Here is a 17,045-nt window from a genome sequence, read left to right on the forward strand (position 1 = left end):
CCGCCTTCCGTGGTGCGACGTTGACGGCGCTCTCAGCAGAGACCTCCGTGGACCACGAGAAGGGTGGGCGGAAGATGGCCGCCACGAAGAAGACCGGCAGGCACGGGCGCCCCGCCCGGCGGACCCCCGCCCGCGCCGGCGCCCCCCAGCAGAGCACCGCGCACGGGCCTCTCACCCTGAGCACCGCACCGGCCCGGACCGCCCTGGGTGCGACCGCACCGGCCCGGACCGCCCTGGGTGCGACCGCACCGGCCCGGACCGTCCTGGGCACGACCGCCCCGGGCAGGCTCGCCCCGCGCAGGATCACCCTGGGCGCGACCGCCCCGGGCGGGCGGCGGCCGATGCGCTCGGTCGCCGTCGCGGCCGGGGTCACGGCGGCGCTGGTGGCCGGGCTGGCCGGGTGCAGCGGCTCGGATGACGCCGCCGAGGGCGCGGCCGGCCCCAAACGGGTCGGAGCACCCAAGAGCGCGGTCCGGCTCATCGGCGACGGGTCGACCGCCTACACCGGCGCCCAGCCCGGACTGCGCAAGCAGGAACCCCTCAAGCCCGGTGAGAGGCCCCCGCAGTTCGTGGTCTTCTCGTGGGACGGCGCCGGCGAGGACAGCCAGAAACTCTTCTCGCACTTCCGCGAAGTCGGCAAGAAGTACGGCGCGACGATGACGTACTTCCTCAGCGGCGTCTATCTGCTGCCCGAGCAGAAGTCGACACTGTACGTTCCGCCCGGCCACGCCCCCGGCCGCTCCGACATCGGCTTCAACGACACCGAGGGCATCCGCGACACCGTGCGCGAACTGCGCGGCGCGTGGCAGGAGGGCAACGAGATCGGCACCCACTTCAACGGCCACTTCTGCGGCCCGGAGAGTGGTGTCGGAACCTGGTCGGTCGAGGACTGGAAGAGCGAGATCTCCCAGGCCAAGTCCTTCGTGAAGAACTGGAAGACGAACTCCGGGCTGACGTCCGAGAAGCCGCTGCCCTTCGACTACGACACGGAACTCATCGGCGCCCGCACCCCCTGCCTGGAGGGCCGGGAGAACTTCGTGCGCGCGGCCAGTGAGTTGGGCTGGCGCTACGACACCAGTGGTATCAACAACCAGGTGTGGCCGGGGAAGGACAGGGGCCTGTGGGACCTCTCCCTCCAGATGATCCCCGTTCCGGGACGGGCCTTCGAGACGCTGTCCATGGACTACAACTTCCTGGTCAACCAGTCCGGGACGACCAAGGGCGCGCCGTCCATGCACCAGTACTGGGGCAACCAGTTCCGTGACGGGATGCTCCAGGCCTTCGAGCGCGCGTACAACGGCAACCGCGCCCCCCTGATCATCGGCAACCACTTCGAGTCCTGGAACGGCGGCACGTACATGCGCGCCATCGAGGAGACCATCGCCAACGTCTGTGTCCGCAGCGAGGTGCGGTGCGTGTCGTTCCGGCAGCTCGCCGACTGGCTGGACGCGCAGGACCCCGCCGTCCTGGCCAAGCTGCGGACCCTGAAGGTCGGCGAGGCCCCGAAGGACGGCTGGACGGCCTTCCTCGCCGCCCAGCCTTCCGCGGCCCCGGCGGCAGGCGCGGCCGCGCCGCCCGCCGCCCCCCGTCAGGCGGGCTGAACGGCGCCGAGCCCCTCACCCAGTACGAAGCCGGGGTCGACCTGCGCCGCCAGGTCGGCACCCGTCTTCGCGTTGCCCCAGCTCTCCGCGTTCTTCAGGTGGAAGTGCACCATCTGGCGTGTGTAGCGCTCCCAGTCCCGGTGCCGGTACGAGTCGTCCGCGGCGTTCTGCAGCGACTGCAGCGCCATCCGGTTCTCCGCCTCCAGCAGCTCGAAGCGCGCCGGACGGCCCTTCTCCATCGAACGGACCCAGTCCGAGTGGCCGACCGTGACGAGCAGGTCGTCCCCGATCTCCTCGCGCAGGAAGTCCACGTCCTCCATGCCCTGCACCTTGTTGCCGACGACCCGCAGCTCGACGCCGAAGTCCCGCGCGTACTCCTTGTACTGGCGGTAGACGGAGACGCCCTTACGGGTCGGCTCGGCCACCAGGAACGTCATGTCGAAGCGGGTGAACATCCCGGACGCGAACGAGTCCGAGCCGGCCGTCATGTCGACGACCACGTATTCGTCGGGCCCGTCGACCAGATGGTTCAGGCACAGTTCCACCGCGCCGACCTTCGAGTGGTAGCAGGCCACGCCCAGGTCGGACTCGGTGAACGGCCCGGTCGCCATCAGCCGGATGTCGCCGTCGTCCAGGCGCACGGGCCGGGCGCACGCCTCGTAGATCGGGTTGTCCTCGTCCACGCGCAGCAGCCGCGAGCCCTCGCCCGGCGGCGTCGTCTTGATCATCGTCTCGGCGGACGGGATCCGTGGGTTGGTGCCGCGCAGGTACTCCTTGATCAGCGGCAGGTGGGCGCCCATCGCCGGCAGCGCGGCTGCCTCTGTCTCGTCCAGCCCCAGTGCGGCTCCGAGATGCTGGTTGATGTCGGCGTCCACCGCGAGGACGGGGGCCTCGTTGGCGACGAGGTGGCGGATGAAGAGCGAGGACAGCGTCGTCTTGCCGCTGCCGCCCTTCCCTACGAAAGCGATCTTCATATTCAGGAAGCGTAGCGGTGCGTAGTGGCGCCCTTGCGTCAAGTTGCCGAGATGTATGACGAAGGCCACTCCAAGGTGGGGCCTCGGCGTCGGGCGCGTAGCCTCGCTACCTATGAGTACGAATCCCGCTGACCCCCTGGTCGCGCTGGGGGCGCTGCCCGGAGTGCCCGATGCCGTGGACTCCGTTCGCAAGGCCGTCGACCGGGTCTACGGGCACCGCGTGATGCGGCGCCGCAGCAATGAGGTGACCTCCGAGGCGGCCCTGCGCGGGGCCCGCGCGTCGGCGGCTCTGTCGGGTGCCGACTGGGCGCTGGAGGAGGTGCGCCGGCGCACCGACTTCGGTGGTGACGAGGAGGCGCGGACGGTCGGTGCCGCGCTGCGCCTGGGTGCCGAGGCGGGGCAGTTGCTGTCGATCTGGCGACAGTCGCCGATGCGGGTGCTGGCCCGGCTCCATCTGGTCGCGGCGGGTGATCCGGGGCGGCGGCCGGGTACCGAGGCGGCGCCGGAAGCGGTGGCGGACTCGATGGTGGACTCGATGGGCCGGCCGCGGCGGGACGGGGAGCCCGTCGACGAGCCGCTGATCGAGGCCCCGCTGCCGGATGCCACCGAGGTCGCGGGCCGACTGGAGGGGCTGGCGCAGCTGATCGTGGCGGGCAGCTCGGCTCCGGCGCTGGTGATGGCGGCGGTGGTGCACGGTGAACTGCTGGCGCTGCGGCCCTTCACCTCGTACAGCGGACTGGTGGCACGGGCGGCGGAGCGCATCGTGCTGATCGGCAGCGGGCTGGACCCCAAGGCGATCTGCCCGGCCGAGGTCGGCCACGCCGAGCAGGGACGCGCGGCGTATGTCGCGGCGTTCGAGGGTTATCTGTCCGGCACCCCGGAAGGCATGGCGGCGTGGATCGCGCATTGCGGTCGGGCCGTCGAGTTCGGCGTCCGGGAGTCGACTGCGGTGTGCGAGGCGCTCCAGCGCGGAGCGGCGTAAAAGCCGACTGAGGAAGGATTACGGGAGGCCGGGCCGGCGGGCCACCGTGGCCGGGCTGAAAGGCGAGGTGTCCGGACGGGGGTGCGGCGGGCTGAAAGGCCCGGGGTCCGGACAGGGTTGCGGCGGTACCGCTGGGCGGTACCGCCGCTGGCACGTCCGCCGAGTTACCATGCGTCCTCGATATGTGCCCATCAGGCGGGGAACTTTGCCCGACGCCTGGTGCGGCTGGCCCGTAATCGACGGGTCGACGTCGCGTGGGTGCTCAGCTTTCGTGCTGTTCGGTCCGTGGGGCCTTCTTGCTCAACAGGTAATCCTTTCGGATGTCCTCGGTCTCGCGGGCCGTTAAGTCCTTTGTACTACCGTCCGGGGTGATGCGAAAGCCCTGACTCCACTTTTTCCTCCAAGGGCGGAATGCCCGTTAAGTGCTTCTGCCTGCGGCTTCGTGGAGCGGGGTCACGCCGACTGCCGACGCCGGTTGGCGTACCAGACCAGGCCGGCGGTGGCCGCCGCCGCACCCACCGCCGCGGCCGCCACGAGCGCGGGGCGTGGCGGCATCCGGAAGGCGGGCAGGCGCTGCTTCAGCCGGACCGGGCGGTTGAAGACGAGGACAGGCCAGTCGCGCGCGGCGGCCTCGCGGCGCAGCGCGCGGTCCGGGTTCACCGCGTACGGGTGACCCACGGCCTCCAGCATGGGCAGGTCGGTGGCCGAATCGCTGTACGCGTAACAGCGGGACAGGTCGTACCCCTCTGTTTCGGCCAGTTCGCGAATCGCCTCGGCCTTGGTGGGCCCGTAGGCGTAGTAGTCCACCTCCCCGGTGAAGCAGCCGTCGTCGCCGACGATCATTCGCGTCGCCACGACCCGGTCGGCCCCGAGCAGCTCGCCGATGGGTTCGACGACCTCGGCGCCGGAGGTGGAGACGATCACCACGTCCCGGCCGGCGGCGTGGTGCTCCTCGATGAGGGACGCCGCCTCGTCGTAGATGATCGGGTCGATCAGGTCGTGCAGCGTCTCCGCGACCAGCTCCTTGACCTGCTGGACGTTCCAGCCCTTGCAGAGTGCGGAGAGGTACTCCCGCATCCGCTCCATCTGCTCGTGGTCGGCGCCGCCGGCCAGGAAGACGAACTGGATGTAGGCAGTCCGCAGTACGGCGCGGCGGTTGATCAGGCCGCCTTGGTAGAAGGACTTGCTGAAGGTCAGGGTCGATGACTTCGCAATGACCGTCTTGTCCAGGTCAAAGAAGGCTGCTGTGCGCGGCAAGGAGTGGTTTTCCACGAGCCCGAGCATAGGTGCCCGCCATTCGGCGTACGCTGGCGCGTGTGGGTTTGCCTGAGAAGGCTCTCGGGTACACCATGGAAGTCACGGATCGTTCGCGACCGTGCTAACCCGGTCCGGCTCCTCCCCCCCCGAGTCGGCCGGAGAGACGACCCCCGCTCTCCCCCCCGGCGGGGGTCGTCGCATGTCCGGATGCGTTTTCGCCCGTTCCTGGCGGCTCTGACCGATCATTCCGCCCCCCTTGTGTCGCGCCGGGCCGGCTGCCCGCCACACCCCTCACCATCACTCAGCGTAGCGGATCTGCTGCTCTGTGGAAGTCGCTGGTTAGGGCTACGGGGATATTCACAACCGGTGAGTTGTCCACAGTTTTAGAGCAAGATCCACTTTTTTTCCGGAAGTCGTACACCGTGATTCCGGCCGCGAAGTCCGCGGTTGAAGGAATCGCGGATCTAACGGCCGATGAGGGCGGGGCGGGTACCTCGCGCGGACCACGGCGGGACGAGCCGACGGTCGCGCCGATCACCGCCGCGCTGATCACCGTCGATCACCGCCGATCGCAGGTGATTGAGGCGATTGAGGCGCCTCAGGCGATCGAGGCGATCCCAGGCGAGCGAGGCGATTCCCGGTGAGACAAGGGAGGGGGCGGAATCATGGCCGGATCGATCACGTCCGACCGGGCACCGACCGTCGAGGGGCAGCGGGCCGGCCCGCTGATCGTGACCGAGGACGCGGAGCTGCTCGACGATCTGCTGCGGCTGTGTGCCGCGGCGGGCGCGCACCCGGAGGTGTACCACTCGGTGCCCGAGCGCGGATCGGGCTGGGACGCGGCGCCGCTGGTCCTGGTGGGCGACGACGCGGCGGCTCGGTGCCGGGGTGCGACACGTAGACGTGACGTGCTGCTCGTGGGCCGGGACCAGGACGATCCCGGGGTGTGGCGCCGCGCGGTGGAGATCGGCGCGGACTGTGTGCTGCGGCTCCCCGACGCCGAGAGCTGGCTCGTCGACCGCATCGCCGACGTCGTCGAGGGCGCGGGGCGGCGGGCGCTGACCGTCGGGGTGATCGGCGGGCGGGGTGGTGCCGGGGCGTCGACCCTGGCCTGCGCGCTGGCCGTCACCGCGGCGCGTGAGGGGCGGCGGACGATCCTCGTGGACGGCGACGCGCTGGGCGGAGGCCTCGACGTCCTGCTGGGCGGTGAGCAGGCCGAGGGGCTGCGGTGGCCGGATCTCGCGGCTTCCAAGGGCCGGGTCGCCGGTGGGGCGCTGGAGGAGTCGCTGCCTTCGCTGTGCGGGCTCCGGGTCCTGAGCTGGGACCGGGGCGAAGCGGTGGAGATCCGCCCGGAGGCGATGCGTTCGGTGCTGGCGGCGGCGCGCAGACGCGGCGGTGTCGTGGTGGTGGACCTGCCGCGCCGGACCGACGCATCCACCACGGAGGCGTTGGCGCAGCTGGACCTGGGGCTGCTCGTGGTGCCCGCCGAACTGCGGGCCGTCGCGGGGGCCAAGCGAGTGGCATCCGTGGTGGGCACGGTGCTCCGCGACCTGCGGGTGGTGGTGCGCGGCCCGTACGCCGCCGGGGTCGACGACCAGTGGATCGCGGGCGTCCTCGGCCTGCCGCTCGTGGGGGAACTGCCCTGGGAGCCGGGCCTGATGGCCGCACTGGACGGGGGCGCCCCGCCGGGCGACAGCGCGCGGGGGCCGCTCGGGCGGTTCTGTACGGCGTTCCTGGAGCGGGCGCTGGCCGAGGGGAGCGGGTCATGACGGCGGGGCTGTTGGAGGCCGTCCGGCAGCGGCTCGTGGAGAGCGGCACGGAACCGACTCCCGCCGGCGTGGCGGCGGCCCTGCGTGCGCAAGGGCGGCTGCTGGGCGACACGGAAGTGCTCGGGGCGGCCGCGGAGTTGCGGTGCGAACTGGTGGGGACCGGTCCGCTGGAGCCGTTGCTCGCCGATCCGGCGGTGACGGACGTGCTGGTGTCGGCACCGGACCGGGTGTGGGTGGACCGCGGTGCGGGACTGGAGCCGACGGGCGTCGCCTTCCCGGACGCGGCGGCGGTACGCAGGCTGGCGCAGCGGCTGGCGGCGGTGGCGGGACGGCGGCTGGACGACGCCCGGCCGTGGGTGGACGCGCGGCTGCCGGACGGGACGCGGCTGCACGCGGTGCTGCCACCGGTGGCTGTCGGTTCGACCTGCCTGTCGCTGCGGGTGGTGCGGCCCCGGGCCTTCTCCCTGGATGACCTGACGGCCGCGGGGACGGTTCCGCCGGGTGGGGACGAGGTGCTTCGCGCGCTGGTCGAAGCCCGGGTGTCGTATCTGATCAGTGGCGGTACGGGGTCGGGGAAGACGACGCTGTTGTCCACGCTGCTGGGGCTGGTGGGTGAGCGGGAGCGGATCGTCCTCGCCGAGGACTCGGCCGAGTTGCGGCCCGACCACCCGCATGTGGTGCGGCTGGAGGCCCGGCCGCCCAATCAGGAGGGCGCGGGCCTGGTGACGCTGCGGGACCTGGTGCGCCAGGCGCTGCGGATGCGGCCCGACCGGCTGGTGGTGGGCGAGGTGCGGGGCGCCGAAGTGACGGATCTGCTTGCTGCTTTGAACACTGGCCACGAGGGCGGCTGCGGGACCGTGCACGCCAACACCGCCGCTGATGTGCCGGCTCGCCTGGAGGCGCTGGGGACGGCCGCCGGGCTCGACAGGGCGGCGCTGCACAGCCAGGTGGCGGCCGGGTTGTCGGTCGTGGTCCACCTCGCGCGCGACCGGACCGGGCAGCGCCGGATCGCAGAGGTGCATGTGCTGGAACGGGACGCGCGGGGATGGGTCGTCACGGCTCCCGCACTGCGGTGGGGGGCCGAGGGCTTTCGGTACGAGCGCGGCTGGGAGCGACTGCGGTCGCTGATCGGGGGTGTGCGGTGGTGACGGGACAGCCGATGTACGCGGCGGTGTGCGCGGGCGCGGCGGCCTGGCTGGTGATGGACCGGGGGCGGGGGGCGCGGCGGGCGCGGTTGCTGTTCGCGGGCGGCGGTGACGTGCCGGTCGCGGGACCGTGGTCCTGGAGGCGGTGGGCGCCAGTGGTCCGGGGGCGGCGGGAGTGGCTGTGCCTGGTGGTGGCGGGCGTTCTGGCGGCGCTGGCTGAGTCGGTACTGCCGTTGGTCGCGGGTGCGTGTGCCGTACCGCTGGTGGGACGGCGGTTGCGGGCCCGCGAGCGTGCCCGGGACCGGGAGCGGCGGGCGGACGCGGTGATCGCCCTGTGCGGGGCGGTGGCGGGTGAGTTGCGCGCGGGGTGGCAGCCCGGTCAGGCGTTGCTCTGGGCGGCCCGCACCACTGGCGGGCTCGGCGGGGAGGAGGCTGCGGTCCTGGCGGCGGCGCGGTTCGGGGGCGACGTACCGGAGGCGTTGCGGCGCGCCGCGCGGGAGGACGGTGCGGACGGTCTGCTGGGTCTGGCGGCCTGCTGGCAGGTGGCCGTGGACGGCGGTGCCGGTCTCGCGGCGGGCCTGGACCGGCTGGAGGCGGCGCTCCGGGAGGGGCGCGACCGGCAGGAGCGGCTGAGGGCGCAGCTGGCCGGCGCCTGGGCGACGGTGGGGATGCTGGCGGTGCTTCCGGTGGTGGGGCTCGCGATGGGCTGGGCGCTCGGCGCCGATCCCCTGCGGGTGCTGTTCCACACCCCGGCGGGGCTGGGCTGCCTGGCCGTGGGTGGGCTGCTGGAGGCCGTGGGCCTGTGGTGGGCCGGCCGGGTCGTCCGGGCCGGGGAGGGGCCATGAGTGGGCAGTTCCTCCACAGCCTGGGGGTGGGCGGCGCCGTGGCGGCCGGTGTGGCATGGCTGGCCTGGACGGTGGCGGCGCGTCGGCGGGAGGGCCGGGTGCGCCGGCGGATCGCCGCGCTGCTCGGGACGGAGTACGGGCGGCGCCGATCCCGGCGGCCGGGGTGCGGGGCGTGGGTCCGGCGGTGGGCGGCGCCGGTGGGAGCTGCGATCAGCGGCTGGGTGCTGGTCGGCGGGATCGCCGGATGTGCCGTGGGCGCCGCCGCCGCGTATGGCGCATGGAAGTGGCAGCGGCGCCCGCGCCGGGCGGGGGACGAGGACGGTGAGGTGGAGCGCGGGCTGCCCCTGGCGGCGGACCTGCTGGCCGCGTGCCTGTCGGCCGGGGCGGGGCCGCGTGAGGCGGCGGAGGCCGTCGGGGAGTCACTGGGCGGCCCGGTCGGGGACCGGCTTGCGAGGGCGGCGGCCGAGCTGCGGCTGGGCGGCGAACCGGGGGAGGTGTGGGGCCGGTTCGGTGGCATACCGGGCGCCCGCCCGCTGGCGCGCTGCCTGGAACGGGCGAGTGCCTCGGGAGCCCCGGCGGCCGAGGCGGTCTCCCGGCTGGCCGGCGCACTGCGGGCGGATCAGGCGCGGCGGGCCACGGCCCGCGCCCAGCGGGCGCAGGTGCTGATCACCGCCCCGGTGGGGCTCTGCTTCCTGCCCGCGTTCCTCGCGGTCGGGGTGGCGCCGGTGGTCATGGGGCTGGCGAGCGAACTGATGTGACGGGTCGACATCTCTTGGGGGTCGGAATGGGAAACCGGATGGTGAAGGCACTGCTGGCTCGGGCGCGTGGAGCTGGAGCGCGCCGCGACGCGGGAATGACCACGGCCGAGTACGCGATGGGCACGCTCGCCGCGTGCGCCTTCGCGGCCGTGCTCTACAAGATCGTGACGAGTGACGTGGTGTCGGGTGGGCTGCAGGCGCTGATCGGGAGGGCGCTCGATGCCCAGTTCTGAGACCGGCGGCGATCGCGGGTCGGTGACCGCCGAGGCGGCCACGGTCCTGCCGGCGCTGGTGCTGTTCACGATGGCGCTCGTGTGGGCGCTGGTGGCGGCCGCCGCGCAGATCCAGTGCGTGGACGCGGCACGGGCCGGGGCACGGGCAGTGGCCCGTTCGGAGCCACCCGCGGAGGCGGTGGCGGCGGCCCGCTCGGCCGCCCCGGGCGGCGCGCGGGTGGCGGTGGAGCGCACGGGTGATCTGTGGCGGGTGCGGGTGGAGGCCCCGGCTCCGGGCCCCGGCCCGCTGCGCCTGACGCTCCGTGCGGAGGCGGCCGCACTGGCCGAGGACACCGTGGGGGTCGCGCCATGACTGGCCCGCCCGCCACCGCGGGCGCTCCGGCGGGTTCCTTCGCCGTCCGAGGCGTGGGCCATGGCCCGGGTCGGGGACTGGATTCCCGTGCGGCTCACGGGCCCGCGCCCGGGGTGGTTGCCGGCGCGGCTGCCCTGCCGCACGCCGGAGGCCGCTCGGGGCGGGGCTCGGCCGGCGATCGGGGGGCGGCGACGGTGTGGGTGGCGATGGCGGCCACGGTGATGTGCGCGGTCTTCGCGGCCGTCCTCGCGCTGGGGCAGGCGGTGGCCGCCCGGCACCGGGCGGGAGGTGCCGCGGACCTGGCGGCGCTCGCCGCGGCGGACCGGGCGCTGTGGGGGACTTCCGTCGCCTGCGAGGCGGCGGGGCGGGTGGCACGGGCGCAGGGGGCGGAGGTGGTGCGGTGCACGGTGCGCGGTGAGATCGCGGAGGTGACGGCTCGCGCCCGGTTCGGGCCGTACGCGCCCGGGGTCAGGGCGCGGGCGGGCCCTCCCGGGGCTCTTCCGGGGCTCCCCGCAGCAGTTCCGTGAGGAGGCGGACGGCGCCCCGCTTGTGCAGCGGGTCATTGCCGTTGCCGCACTTGGGCGACTGGATGCACGAGGGACAGCCCGCGTCGCACTCGCAGGAGGCGATGGCGTCACGGGTCGCGGTGAGCCACGCGCGGGCGGTGTGGAAGGCGCGTTCGGCGAAGCCCGCGCCACCCGGATGGCCGTCATAGACGAAGACCGTCGGCAGCAGCGTGTCGGGGTGGAGCGGGACGGACACACCGCCGATGTCCCAGCGGTCGCAGGTGGCGAAGAGCGGCAGCAGGCCGATGGACGCGTGCTCGGCGGCGTGCAGGGCGCCGCCCAGCTGCTCCGGATTCACCCGGGCGGCGTCCAGCTGGTCCTCGGTGACGGTCCACCACACGGCGCGGGTGCGCAGGGTCCGCGGCGGGAGGTCGAGTTTCGTCTCGCCGAGCACCTCGCCGGTGATCAGGCGGCGGCGGAGGAAGGAGACGACCTGGTTGGTGACCTCGACGGACCCGTAGCACAGGCGCCCGTCGCCCCAGGGGATCTCGGTGTCGGTGTCCAGCACGGAGATGGCGGTGGTGTCGCGGGCGGTGGTCGAGTACGGGGGATTGGCCTCCTCGACGAGGGCCACCGAGTCCTTCAGGTCCAGCCGCTTGACCAGGTAGGTGCGGCCCATGTGGAGGTGGACGGCGCCTTCGTGGACGGCGGCGTGGGCGGCCGACTCGTCGACCGTGCCCAGCAGCCGTCCCGTGCCGGCCTCGACGATCTGGACGGGGCTGCCGCCCTCGCCACGGATGTCGGTGAGGTCGGCGGCGCGCTCGCGGCGGGTCCAGTACCAGCCCGACGCACGGCGGCGCAGCAGCCCGGCCGCTTCGAGCTGGGGCAGCAGCTCGGGGACGGCGGGACCGAAGAGGGCCAGGTCGGATTCCGTGAGCGGGAGTTCCGCCGCCGCCGCGCACAGGTGGGGGGCGAGGACGTACGGGTTGTCGGGGTCCAGGACGGTCGACTCGACCGGTTGGCGGAACAGCGCCTCCGGGTGGTGGACGAGGAAGGTGTCCAGCGGGTCGTCGCGGGCCACGAGCACCGCGAGCGCACCCTGCCCGGCGCGTCCGGCGCGGCCCGCCTGCTGCCACAGCGAAGCCCGGGTGCCCGGATATCCGGCGATGACCACGGCGTCCAGGCCCGACACGTCGATGCCCAGCTCCAGGGCGGTGGTGGCGGCCAGCCCGAGAAGTTCACCCGAGTGGAGGGCGCGTTCCAGGGCCCGGCGCTCCTCGGGCAGGTAGCCGCCCCGGTAGGCGGCGACCCGGGCGGGCAGCGAGCGGTCCACCTCCGCGAGGCGCTCCTTGGCGATGACCGAGATCAGCTCGGCGCCACGCCGGGAGCGTACGAAGGCGACCGACCGGACACCCTGGACGGTCAGGTCCGTCAGGAGGTCGGCGGTCTCGGCGGTGGCGGTGCGGCGCACCGGGGCGCCCTGCTCGCCCTGGAGTTCGGTGAGCGGAGGCTCCCAGAGGGCGAAGACCAGTTCTCCGCGTGGTGAGGCGTCATCGGCGACCTCGCGCACCGGCAGGCCCGTCAGCCGACCGGCGGCCTGGGCCGGCTGGGCGGCGGTCGCGGAGGCGAGGAGGAAGACGGGGGACGAGCCGTAGCGGGCGCAGACGCGGCGCAGGCGGCGCAGCACCTGGGCGACGTGGGAGCCGAAGACGCCGCGGTAGGTGTGGCACTCGTCGACGACGACATAGCGCAGCGCGCGCAGGAAGGAGGACCAGCGCGGATGGGAGGGCAGGACGCCCCGGTGGAGCATGTCGGGGTTGGTCAGTACGTAATTGGCGTACTGGCGGACCCACTCCCGCTCCTCGACGGGCGTGTCCCCGTCGTACACCGCCGGCCGGATCCGGTTGCCCAGCGGGGCGGCGAGAGCCTTGACCGAGCGCCGCTGGTCGGCGGCGAGAGCCTTGGTGGGAGCGAGGTACAGGGCGGTCGCTCCGCGGCCGTTGGGCGCCTCGGAGCCGTCCAGCAGAGTGGACAGCACCGGCGCCAGATAGGCGAGGGACTTGCCGGACGCGGTGCCGGTGGCGATGACGACCGACTCGCCGTCCAGCGCGTGCTCCGCGGCCGTCGCCTGGTGGGCCCAGGGGTGCTCGATGCCCGCCGTATGGATGGCGTTGATCACTTCCGGGCGGATGCGATCGGGCCAGACTGCATGCCGACCCGCTCTTGGGGGCAGGTGCTCCGTATGAGTGATGCGCGCAGCCCGGTTCGCTCCCGCGGTGAGCCGGTCGAGGACCGTACCGGGGGAGGGGCGGGTGTCCCCGATCTCGGGTGGGCGACTGGGGCGGTGATTCATGGCCATCGGCACCGAGTGTGTCACCGGCGTGACGGACAATGCTCCCAAGGCGTCGTGCATGGCTGCTGGTAAGTGATTGAATGCCATCGCGGCTGGCGATCCGTCCCCTGGCTCCGTCCGGAGAATCCGAGGGGCGACCGCTCGATAGCAAGGTGCTGGAGGATCCGTGGACCTGTCCCTGTCGACTCGCAATGTGTCCGGCCCTGGTGGCGACCGTACGGTCGTCGAGGTCGGTGGCGAGATTGATGTGTATACCGCGCCCAAGCTGCGCGAGCAGTTGGTCGAGTTGGTGAATGACGGCAGCTACCACCTGGTTGTCGACATGGAGGGCGTGGACTTCCTCGACTCGACCGGCCTCGGCGTGCTGGTGGGCGGCCTGAAGCGCGTGCGCGCGCATGAAGGATCGCTGCGCCTGGTCTGCAACCAGGAGCGCATTCTCAAGATCTTCCGGATCACCGGACTGACCAAGGTGTTCCCGATCCACACCACGGTGGACGAGGCCGTCGCGGCCACCGACTGAGTTCTGAGTCGGCTCGCCGCGCCGGTCGGGTCCGGACCGATACCGGCCCGTCCGGTCGGCCGGGCTCCGGACTCCGGGTTCGTCGGTTCGGCTCGGTTCCGTCGGCCGGTTCGGTTCCGTCGGTCCGGGCTCCGGTTCCGTCGGCCCTGGTCCGGTCGCCGTTCCGGTCCGGCTCCGCCGGTACCGGCCCGGTTCACCCGGTATCGGTCCGCTCGGGCCCGTACCGGTCGGACCGGGCCGTTGCCCGGGCAGGGTCGCGGGCCCCGTACGTGGGGTCCGGCCCCGGCCGGGCTTCCGGCGCGGCGGCCAGGACACGATCGCCGGGCCGGGACACGGCCCGCCGGACCGGTCGGCTGTTGCCGACGGGTATCCGGTCGGGACGTGGCCGGGAGCGGAACGGAGGCGACCGAGCCGGTGAGGTCCGGTCGGCGCGGCAGGGCCGTCAGGTCCGACCGCTGACCGGCCGGCCGGAGGATCCGGGAGGAAGAGCAGGGTGCCGGGCGTCCAGCCCGGTTCTCTGAGAGGCACGCCCGCACGTCGAGGGGGATCGCATGGCCACCGTTGAACTCCGCTTCAGTGCCCAGCCCGAGCACGTCAGGACCGCCCGTCTGGTGGCGGCCGCCGTGGCGCGCCGGGCAGGGGTCGACGAAGCCGTGCTGGACGAGGTCAGGCTCGCCGTCGGTGAGGCCTGCTCCCGCGCCGTGGGGCTGCACCGCAGCAACCACGTGGTCTCCCCGATCCGGGTCATGCTGACCGAGGAGGAGAAGACGTTCTCCATCGAGGTCGGGGACGAGGTACCGGGCGCGGGCGTCGCGGCGGCCGATGCCGCCGGGGTGCCGGGCTCCCGCAGCGCCGCGCCGGTCGAGGAGTTCGACGACGCGGAGGGCGAGGACGAGATGGGCCTCGCCGTCATCACCGGGCTCGTCGACGACGTCGAGGTTTCGGCCGGTGAGGCCGGCGGCGTCATCCGGATGACCTGGCCGACGAACCCCGCCGCCGTGCTCCCCTGACCCCGCCCCCGGCGAAATGAAAGGCCCTGCTGAGCAGGGCCTTTTTGTTTTTCTAGATCGCTCCGCCCCGCGTCAATGGTTCAAAGTCATTACTGCTTTCGGGTGGATTTCATGCGGCCTGCATTTGCCGACTGGCAAGCAAAGGTCAATTCTGTTCTACGGCGCTCTGTTTTGATCAGGTTCTGCTCCCTACAATCCGTCCACGTCTTGAGCTCTTCTGACGTCAAGGAGGACGAATGGCGGGGCTCTTCACCACACAAGTGTCCGACCACCCGACTTCTCTCGCGGCCGCGGTACTCACCGATGAAAACCGGATCATCGTGGTCGTCATCGCGGCGGTTGCCCTGGCCGCCCTGATCGTCGCCCAGCTGCTCGTACGACAGGTACTGGCGGCCGGTGAGGGCACCGACGCCATGAAGAAGATCGCGGCGGCCGTCCAGGAAGGCGCGAACGCCTATCTGGCCCGGCAGCTGCGAACCCTCGGAATCTTCGCGGTTGTCGTGTTCTTCCTGCTCCTGCTGCTGCCCGCGGACAACTGGTCGCAGCGCGCCGGACGATCACTGTTCTTCCTGGTGGGCGCCCTGTTCTCGGCGGCCACCGGTTACATCGGCATGCGTCTTGCCGTGCGGGCGAATGTGCGTGTGGCGGCAGCCGCGCGTGAGGCGACTTCCGCCCCCGGAGAGCCGCAAAAGGACCTGACGACCGTCTCGCACAAAGCGATGAAGATCGCTTTCCGTACGGGTGGCGTGGTCGGCATGTTCACGGTGGGCCTCGGCCTGCTCGGCGCCTCCTGCGTGGTTCTCGTCTACGCGGCCGACGCGCCCAAGGTGCTGGAAGGTTTCGGCTTGGGCGCCGCGCTCATCGCGATGTTCATGCGTGTCGGCGGCGGCATCTTCACCAAGGCCGCGGATGTCGGCGCCGACCTCGTCGGCAAGGTGGAGCAGGGCATCCCCGAGGACGATCCGCGCAACGCCGCCACCATCGCCGACAACGTCGGGGACAACGTCGGCGACTGCGCGGGCATGGCCGCCGACCTCTTCGAGTCGTACGCGGTGACCCTGGTCGCCGCGTTGATCCTCGGCAAGGCGGCATTCGGAGACCTCGGTCTCGCCTTCCCCCTGATCGTGCCGGCGATCGGCGTGGTCACCGCGATGATCGGCATCTTCGCGGTCGCCCCGCGGCGCGCCGACCGCAGTGGGATGGCCGCGATCAACCGCGGATTCTTCATCTCCGCCGTGATCTCGCTCGCGCTGGTGGCCGTCGCGGTCTACGTCTACCTCCCGTCCTCGTACGCCTCCCTCGAAGGCGTCACCGAGGCCGCCATCAGGGCGCACGGCGGCGACCCGCGCATCCTCGCGCTGGTGGCGGTCGCCATCGGCATCGTGCTGGCCGCGCTGATCCAGCAGCTCACCGGCTATTTCACCGAGACCACCCGCCGCCCGGTCAGGGACATCGGAAAGTCCTCCCTGACCGGCCCGGCGACCGTGGTCCTCGCCGGCATCTCCATCGGTCTGGAGTCCGCCGTCTACACCGCGCTGCTGATCGGCCTCTCGGTGTACGGGGCGTTCCTGCTGGGCGGCGCGTCGATCACGCTGGCGCTGTTCGCCGTCGCCCTGGCCGGCACCGGACTGCTCACCACGGTCGGCGTCATCGTCGCCATGGACACCTTCGGCCCGGTATCCGACAACGCCCAGGGCATCGCCGAGATGTCCGGCGACGTCCAGGGCGAGGGCGCGCAGGTCCTCACCGACCTCGACGCCGTCGGCAACACGACCAAGGCCATCACCAAGGGCATCGCCATCGCCACGGCCGTACTGGCGGCGGCCGCGCTCTTCGGGTCGTACCGGGACGCCATCGCCACCGCCGTGCGCGACGTCGGGGCCAAGGCGACGGAGATGAACCTGACCATGGACATCTCCCAGCCCAACAACCTCGTCGGACTGATTTTCGGCGCCGCGGTCGTCTTCCTCTTCTCCGGACTGGCGATCAACGCGGTGTCGCGGTCGGCCGGAGCGGTGGTCTACGAGGTGCGCAGGCAGTTCCGCGAGCATCCCGGGATCATGGACTACAGCGAGAAGCCGGAGTACGGGCGTGTCGTCGACATCTGTACCAAGGACGCGCTGCGCGAACTGGCCACACCCGGTCTGCTCGCCGTCATGGCGCCCATCGCCGTCGGCTTCACGTTCGGGGTGGGTGCCCTCGGGTCATTCCTCGCGGGCGCCATCGGCGCCGGCACCCTGATGGCCGTCTTCCTCGCCAACTCCGGAGGCGCCTGGGACAACGCGAAGAAACTCGTCGAGGACGGCCACTACGGAGGCAAGGGCAGTGATGCCCACGCCGCCACCGTGATCGGTGACACGGTCGGTGACCCCTTCAAGGACACCGCGGGCCCGGCCATCAACCCGCTGCTGAAGGTGATGAACCTGGTGGCGCTGCTGATCGCGCCCGCGGTCGTCGAGTTCAGCTACGGCGACGACGCCAGCGCGGGCGTACGGGCGGTGGTGGCGGCGTTCGCGATCGTCGTCATCATCGGCGCGGTGTACGTGTCCAAGCGGCGTACGGTCGCCATGGGTGACGAGGACAACAGCACGGCCGGGCGGGTGGCCGGCAAGGCGGCGACTCTGTAACACCCGGTCAGAGTGCGGGCGGGCGGAACGCGGTGACGTTCCGTCCGCCCGTTCGGCTCATCCGGCGGTGAGCCTTCTCTCTCTTGATACAAATGGTTGTAAAAGCGTACGAA

16 protein-coding genes are annotated in these 17,045 nt (G+C 72.3%); 13 read left to right on the forward strand and 3 right to left on the reverse strand.

Translation table 11 applies throughout. The features are described 5' to 3' along the window. The first annotated feature begins 341 nt into the window (after window positions 1–341). Window positions 342–1,601 carry a polysaccharide deacetylase family protein gene (locus ACZ6C1_RS23805; RefSeq protein ID WP_469243199.1) on the forward strand — a complete coding sequence of 420 codons (1,260 nt, stop codon included), beginning with the start codon at window positions 342–344 and terminating at the stop codon, window positions 1,599–1,601. Here ACZ6C1_RS23805 and ACZ6C1_RS23810 read toward each other — a convergent pair. Further along, window positions 1,589–2,575 carry an ATP-binding protein gene (locus ACZ6C1_RS23810; RefSeq protein ID WP_469243095.1) on the reverse strand — a complete coding sequence of 329 codons (987 nt, stop codon included), beginning with the start codon at window positions 2,573–2,575 and terminating at the stop codon, window positions 1,589–1,591. The genes ACZ6C1_RS23805 and ACZ6C1_RS23810 overlap by 13 nt on opposite strands. Window positions 2,576–2,687: 112 nt before the next feature. Here ACZ6C1_RS23810 and ACZ6C1_RS23815 point away from each other — a divergent pair, with 112 nt between their 5' ends. After that, on the forward strand, window positions 2,688–3,557 hold the full coding sequence (locus ACZ6C1_RS23815; RefSeq protein WP_469243094.1) for a Fic family protein: 870 nt from the start codon (window positions 2,688–2,690) through the stop codon (window positions 3,555–3,557). Between the two features lie 453 nt (window positions 3,558–4,010). On the opposite strand, the gene ACZ6C1_RS23820 is transcribed toward ACZ6C1_RS23815, so the two are convergent. Then, window positions 4,011–4,841, reverse strand: a complete 831-nt coding sequence (locus ACZ6C1_RS23820; RefSeq protein ID WP_469243093.1) for an HAD family hydrolase — start codon at window positions 4,839–4,841, stop codon at window positions 4,011–4,013. A gap of 344 nt (window positions 4,842–5,185) precedes the next feature. Between ACZ6C1_RS23820 and ACZ6C1_RS23825 the strand changes: the two genes are divergently transcribed. The 8 genes from ACZ6C1_RS23825 to ACZ6C1_RS23860 all read left to right on the forward strand — a co-directional run bounded on the left by ACZ6C1_RS23825 (window position 5,186) and on the right by ACZ6C1_RS23860 (window position 10,443). Beyond that, window positions 5,186–5,458, forward strand: a complete 273-nt coding sequence (locus ACZ6C1_RS23825; protein WP_469243092.1) for a hypothetical protein — start codon at window positions 5,186–5,188, stop codon at window positions 5,456–5,458. Between the two features lie 21 nt (window positions 5,459–5,479). Continuing rightward, window positions 5,480–6,583, forward strand: coding sequence for a septum site-determining protein Ssd (ssd, locus tag ACZ6C1_RS23830; RefSeq protein ID WP_469243091.1), 1,104 nt, complete (start codon window positions 5,480–5,482; stop codon window positions 6,581–6,583). After that, window positions 6,580–7,731, forward strand: coding sequence for a TadA family conjugal transfer-associated ATPase (locus ACZ6C1_RS23835; RefSeq protein WP_469243089.1), 1,152 nt, complete (start codon window positions 6,580–6,582; stop codon window positions 7,729–7,731). Before ssd ends, ACZ6C1_RS23835 begins: the two co-directional genes overlap by 4 nt. An 11-nt stretch (window positions 7,732–7,742) precedes the next feature. Beyond that, window positions 7,743–8,573 carry a type II secretion system F family protein gene (locus ACZ6C1_RS23840; RefSeq protein ID WP_469243198.1) on the forward strand — a complete coding sequence of 277 codons (831 nt, stop codon included), beginning with the start codon at window positions 7,743–7,745 and terminating at the stop codon, window positions 8,571–8,573. Beyond that, window positions 8,570–9,331 carry a type II secretion system F family protein gene (locus tag ACZ6C1_RS23845; protein ID WP_469243087.1) on the forward strand — a complete coding sequence of 254 codons (762 nt, stop codon included), beginning with the start codon at window positions 8,570–8,572 and terminating at the stop codon, window positions 9,329–9,331. Before ACZ6C1_RS23840 ends, ACZ6C1_RS23845 begins: the two co-directional genes overlap by 4 nt. 26 nt (window positions 9,332–9,357) lie before the next feature. Beyond that, entirely contained in the window at window positions 9,358–9,564 is a 207-nt protein-coding gene (locus ACZ6C1_RS23850; RefSeq protein WP_469243086.1) for a DUF4244 domain-containing protein, read from the forward strand. Continuing rightward, window positions 9,551–9,916 (forward strand): TadE family type IV pilus minor pilin, encoded by a 366-nt coding sequence (locus ACZ6C1_RS23855; protein WP_469243084.1) that lies wholly within the window; start codon window positions 9,551–9,553, stop codon window positions 9,914–9,916. Before ACZ6C1_RS23850 ends, ACZ6C1_RS23855 begins: the two co-directional genes overlap by 14 nt. A 194-nt stretch (window positions 9,917–10,110) precedes the next feature. Next, window positions 10,111–10,443, forward strand: coding sequence for an Rv3654c family TadE-like protein (locus tag ACZ6C1_RS23860; protein ID WP_469243192.1), 333 nt, complete (start codon window positions 10,111–10,113; stop codon window positions 10,441–10,443). Here the strand turns inward: ACZ6C1_RS23860 and ACZ6C1_RS23865 are convergent. Beyond that, the gene (locus ACZ6C1_RS23865) at window positions 10,385–12,862 is read right to left on the reverse strand and encodes a DEAD/DEAH box helicase (RefSeq protein WP_469243081.1); all 2,478 of its coding nucleotides are present in this window, start codon (window positions 12,860–12,862) and stop codon (window positions 10,385–10,387) included. The two genes, ACZ6C1_RS23860 and ACZ6C1_RS23865, sit on opposite strands and share 59 nt — an antisense overlap. A 79-nt stretch (window positions 12,863–12,941) precedes the next feature. On the opposite strand from ACZ6C1_RS23865, the gene ACZ6C1_RS23870 reads away from it, so the two are divergent. The 3 genes from ACZ6C1_RS23870 to ACZ6C1_RS23880 all read left to right on the forward strand — a co-directional run bounded on the left by ACZ6C1_RS23870 (window position 12,942) and on the right by ACZ6C1_RS23880 (window position 16,932). Continuing rightward, a complete protein-coding gene (locus ACZ6C1_RS23870) occupies window positions 12,942–13,295 on the forward strand; it encodes an STAS domain-containing protein (RefSeq protein WP_003967428.1) in 354 nt (117 codons plus the stop codon). Between the two features lie 551 nt (window positions 13,296–13,846). After that, window positions 13,847–14,305, forward strand: a complete 459-nt coding sequence (locus tag ACZ6C1_RS23875; RefSeq protein ID WP_469243080.1) for an ATP-binding protein — start codon at window positions 13,847–13,849, stop codon at window positions 14,303–14,305. 236 nt (window positions 14,306–14,541) lie between these two features. Further along, window positions 14,542–16,932: a sodium-translocating pyrophosphatase gene (locus ACZ6C1_RS23880; protein WP_469243079.1), complete on the forward strand. Its 2,391-nt coding sequence runs from the start codon at window positions 14,542–14,544 to the stop codon at window positions 16,930–16,932. Window positions 16,933–17,045: the final 113 nt, after the last annotated feature.

It is taken from the genome of Streptomyces sp. NPDC041796 (assembly GCF_055590785.1).

Coding starts and splice junctions, on each gene's coding strand:
- ACZ6C1_RS23835 (WP_469243089.1), top strand. CDS start 6,580: ATGACGGCGGGGCTGTTGGAGGCCGTCCGGCAGCGGCTCGTGGAGAGC.
- ACZ6C1_RS23815 (WP_469243094.1), top strand. CDS start 2,688: ATGAGTACGAATCCCGCTGACCCCCTGGTCGCGCTGGGGGCGCTGCCC.
- ACZ6C1_RS23855 (WP_469243084.1), top strand. CDS start 9,551: ATGCCCAGTTCTGAGACCGGCGGCGATCGCGGGTCGGTGACCGCCGAG.
- ssd (WP_469243091.1), top strand. CDS start 5,480: ATGGCCGGATCGATCACGTCCGACCGGGCACCGACCGTCGAGGGGCAG.
- ACZ6C1_RS23805 (WP_469243199.1), top strand. CDS start 342: ATGCGCTCGGTCGCCGTCGCGGCCGGGGTCACGGCGGCGCTGGTGGCC.
- ACZ6C1_RS23810 (WP_469243095.1), bottom strand. CDS start 2,575: ATGAAGATCGCTTTCGTAGGGAAGGGCGGCAGCGGCAAGACGACGCTG.
- ACZ6C1_RS23845 (WP_469243087.1), top strand. CDS start 8,570: ATGAGTGGGCAGTTCCTCCACAGCCTGGGGGTGGGCGGCGCCGTGGCG.
- ACZ6C1_RS23865 (WP_469243081.1), bottom strand. CDS start 12,862: ATGGCATTCAATCACTTACCAGCAGCCATGCACGACGCCTTGGGAGCA.
- ACZ6C1_RS23850 (WP_469243086.1), top strand. CDS start 9,358: ATGGGAAACCGGATGGTGAAGGCACTGCTGGCTCGGGCGCGTGGAGCT.
- ACZ6C1_RS23880 (WP_469243079.1), top strand. CDS start 14,542: ATGGCGGGGCTCTTCACCACACAAGTGTCCGACCACCCGACTTCTCTC.
- ACZ6C1_RS23820 (WP_469243093.1), bottom strand. CDS start 4,841: ATGCTCGGGCTCGTGGAAAACCACTCCTTGCCGCGCACAGCAGCCTTC.
- ACZ6C1_RS23840 (WP_469243198.1), top strand. CDS start 7,743: ATGTACGCGGCGGTGTGCGCGGGCGCGGCGGCCTGGCTGGTGATGGAC.
- ACZ6C1_RS23875 (WP_469243080.1), top strand. CDS start 13,847: ATGGCCACCGTTGAACTCCGCTTCAGTGCCCAGCCCGAGCACGTCAGG.